Source organism: Planktothrix sp. FACHB-1355 (genome assembly GCF_014748295.1).
Lineage (GTDB): Bacteria > Cyanobacteriota > Cyanobacteriia > Cyanobacteriales > Aerosakkonemataceae > Aerosakkonema > Aerosakkonema funiforme_A.
The window spans coordinates 1-3,746 of the sequence record NZ_JACJUP010000698.1 but is presented as its reverse complement, the minus strand read 5'-3'; the positions used below and the strand labels follow the sequence as shown (position 1 = coordinate 3,746).

Annotated in this window: 4 protein-coding genes; 2 read left to right on the top strand and 2 right to left on the bottom strand. The window is 46.5% G+C overall.

All coding sequences use genetic code 11. The features are described from left to right. Together H6S82_RS23280 and H6S82_RS23275 are read right to left on the bottom strand one after the other, a co-directional pair. Positions 1-917, bottom strand: a 917-nt coding sequence (locus tag H6S82_RS23280; RefSeq protein WP_277926546.1) for a histidine kinase dimerization/phospho-acceptor domain-containing protein, incomplete at its 3' end; no start/stop codon positions are given. 35 nt (positions 918-952) lie between these two features. After that, positions 953-1,636 (bottom strand): response regulator transcription factor, encoded by a 684-nt coding sequence (locus tag H6S82_RS23275; protein WP_190470545.1) that lies wholly within the window; start codon positions 1,634-1,636, stop codon positions 953-955. Between the two features lie 40 nt (positions 1,637-1,676). Here H6S82_RS23275 and H6S82_RS23270 point away from each other — a divergent pair, with 40 nt between their 5' ends. Beyond that, a complete protein-coding gene (locus H6S82_RS23270) occupies positions 1,677-3,269 on the top strand; it encodes an MFS transporter (protein WP_190470502.1) in 1,593 nt (530 codons plus the stop codon). A gap of 194 nt (positions 3,270-3,463) precedes the next feature. Beyond that, the coding region (locus H6S82_RS23265) for a serine/threonine-protein kinase (protein WP_191056782.1) at positions 3,464-3,746 on the top strand (283 nt) is incomplete at its 3' end.

Below are 3,746 nucleotides of genomic sequence, written 5' to 3'. Positions count from 1 at the left end.
TCTAACATTTCTAGCAAATCTTCTAACATTTCATCTAAAGGAATAGCTATCCATTCATGCTGAACCGCTACTGCTACTGCATCCATCCGCGCCAATAGCAACAAGTCTTCTACTAACCGACTCATTTGTTGGGTAGCAGATGCGATCGCACTTAATTTTTTCACATCCGCTGGATGAATTCGTTCCGGATGATTTTGCATTACATCCACCGAAGTTTTAATCGCCGTCAGCGGACTTCGTAACTCGTGCGAAGCATCGGCTGTAAATTGTTTTAATTGTTGAAAACTTGCTTCAATTGGTTTGAGTGCTTGTTTAGTCAGCCACAAACCACCAATCCCCGTTACACTAAGCGCGACCACACTCCCCAAACCCAAACCCCAGCGCAGGCGAATCAGAACGGTTTCCACTTCTTCTGTCGATTCGCTGGTGCGAATGTAACCTTCTAATTTTTTTTCTATTTGGTGGTAGCTGAACGCGCCAATTGTAATTGTGCGAATTTTGCCTTGCTGTAATGTTTCAAATCCAGCACGGGGGGATAAATTGTCAAAAGTTTTGCCAGCATTTCCCAATAACTGACCATTTTCATCAAACCATTCTACACCTTGATCCGGTTCCCGCATATTTTGCCAGGGAATATCTAAATCTCCGTCTCCATCTAACCGTCGAAAAACTTGCGGATGAGAAGTTAAATTAGCAGGATTACTCTGCTTTTGTTGGCGATATTCATGTTTGATTTGGGTCAAGCTGTGGGCAGCTGCTTGAGCTAAAGTCTCTAAGCGTTCGTCTAATTGTTGATAAAGAATGCGCGAAAAAAATTCGTATACGGTTACAGTAGAAGTACCGAGAATTGCTAGCATCACCGTCAGGTATGATAGTAACAGACGCGATCGCAAAGCTTTAAATTGGATATTGTTCATGGCGAAGGTGTTGTTTTTTGTCAAAAAAACAAATACTAATGACTAATTTGTTTTAGCCTATATCCTAACCCATAAACTGTTTCAATGAAGTCATGATAAGCGCCAGCGGCTTTCAACTTCTTGCGTAAATCTTTGAGATGAACTTTAACAGTTTCATCCGAGGGAGGGTCATCATCAAAAGACCAAAGATGATCTACGATCGTACTGCGACTGAGAACTCGACCGCTATTACGCAAAAATAATTCTAATAAACCATATTCTTTGGGAGTCAAACGCAACTCTTGTCCCCGATAAGTCACCTGACAGCTACTAGGATCGAGGCGCAGATATTCCCATTCTAAAATTGGCGGTAAGCTGGAATTACCTCGGCGCAGTAAAGCGCGGATTCTTGCTGATAATTCCGGTAAATCGAAAGGTTTGACGACGTAATCATCCGCACCTGCATCTAATCCCATCACTTTATCGGTACTGGTATCTTTCGCAGTTAGCATCAGAACTGGCGTTTTCAAACCGTGCGATCGCAACCTCCGACAAAGGCGGATACCATCTAACTTAGGCAGCATAACATCCAGTAAAATCAGATCGTAAACGCCAATTTCTGCAAAATTCCAACCTGACTCACCATCAGCGGCAATATCCACTGTATAATTTTGGTCGGTGAGCGCTTCTTTGAGTGCCTCCGCAATGCGATCGTCATCTTCTACAAGCAGAATTTTCATCCAAAAATATTGAATAACTACAAATAAAATTTCATCGCCAATGGTGACAAACACATCCTCACATCCGCTTCGCCAACCTTTATTTCGATCGCTGTGGGTCGCGTCAGTAGCATCGAATATCGGGACTTGGATGCAGAATGTCGGCGGGGTCTGGTTGATGACATCCCTCTCACCGTCGCCGTTGATGGTGGCGCTGATGCAAACTGCAACCAGTTTGCCAGTGTTTATCGTCGGACTGCCGGCGGGTGCGGTAGCGGATATTGTCGATCGCCGTCGTTTGCTACTATTTTGGCAAGCTTGGATGTTGGTTGCCGCTTTATTACTTGGGGTGCTGACATTATTCCATGCCATGACGCCTTGGTTACTGCTAGCACTCACTTTTGCCTTGGGGTTGGGTGCGGCGATGAATGCCCCAGCTTGGCAAGCAATTGTACCGGAACTGGTATCTCGCCCGCAATTGCCAACCGCCATCACCCTTAACGGCGTCGGTTTCAATGTGGCACGCGCTGTCGGGCCTGCATTGGGTGGTATTGTGGTGGCAGCAGCTGGTGCAGGCGTAGTGTTTCTGCTGAATGCGGCATCGTTTCTGGGCGTGATGGCGGTAATCTATAGTTGGAAGCGATCGCAAACCAAAAGCGCCTTACCCGCAGAACGCACGATCGGCGCAATTCGAGCCGGACTGCGATATTTAAAATATGCACCTGTTTTGCGTGCTGTGTTGCTGCGAACGGGAGTATTCATTATTTGCGGTAGTGCTTTGTGGGCGCTACTACCCCTGGTAGCAAAACAGGAACTGGGACTCGGTTCGTTTGGATACGGCGTACTGCTGGGGTGCATCGGTTTGGGAGCAGTCACGGGAGCTTTTGTACTGCCCAAAGTACGGAGAAGAGTTTCTACCGATGTGCTAATTGTAGCAGGAACGGTACTATTTGCTTTAGCTACACTGGCGCTGGCATATTTACGCAATCTCGGTTTGCTGTACTTGGCGCTAGTTGCAGGCGGACTGGCGTGGATTGGCATTATGTCCAGTTTAAATGCAGCCACGCAGTTAGCCGTGCCCACATGGGTGCAAGCGCGATCGCTCAGTCTTTATCAGTTAGTATTTCAAGGTGGAATAGCGACTGGCAGCGCATTTTGGGGCTTAGCTGCCGAGCGTTGGGGAAATTCTACCGCACTTTCAGGTGCGGCGATCGGTTTGGTTATCGGGTTGGTCGCTGCTGTCCCCTATCGCTTAGCAACCAGCGAGAAATTGGATTTAACTCCATCTTTGCACTGGCCGGAACCTGTAGTCGCGATCGAATTGAATCCAGAACAAGGGCCGGTGCTGATAACAATAGAATATCGCATCGACACAGCGCGATCGCAGGAATTTGCAGAGGCGATGCACGCTTTGAGTCGCTTGCGTCGGCGCGATGGTGCAGTACGCTGGGGTTTGTGGGAAGATACCGCCGATCCGAGTCGCTATGTAGAAACTTATGTTGTAGAATCTTGGGCAGAACATTTGCGTCAGCACGAGCGTTTTACTGTTGCCGATCGTGCAGAAGAAGCGCGTGTTCGTACTTTTCATATTGGCGATACACCGCCGATTGTTTCTCACTTAATTTATACTGGTCAAACAGAGCGCGTGCAGTGACAAGCTGCAAAATATCTGTTGTCATCACCGAATTTTAGATTTTAGATTGAATCACTGGAGTTTTGGCGTCGTATTTAATAGAGTTGAAACAGTTCCCATTATGTATGGGATGCTTGTTTAGGCATTCTCTCCACTTTCTTAACCTGTGACGAATGGGCAACAATACGAAAAACTTTATACTACCTTAACAAATTATGAATGAGACTGCTAACTTACCAGGCTATCAAATTACAGAGCAATTATACGCAGGAACGCGCACCCTTGTCTATCGAGGCATCCGGATCGGCGATCGACAACCCGTCACCATCAAACTACTGCGAAACGAATTCCCAAATTTTAACGAACTCGTCCAATTTCGCAACCAATATACTATTGCCAAAAATCTCGACTTCCCTAGCATTATCAAACCCTTAGCCCTAGAAGTATATCGCAATGGCTATGCCTTAGTCATGGAAGACTTCGGCGGAATTTCCTTCT

What these genes read in the sequence shown, in the direction of transcription:
- H6S82_RS23275 (WP_190470545.1), bottom strand. Translation starts at nt 1,636, where the DNA reads ATGAAAATTCTGCTTGTAGAAGATGACGATCGCATTGCGGAGGCACTC.
- H6S82_RS23270 (WP_190470502.1), top strand. Translation starts at nt 1,677, where the DNA reads ATGGTGACAAACACATCCTCACATCCGCTTCGCCAACCTTTATTTCGA.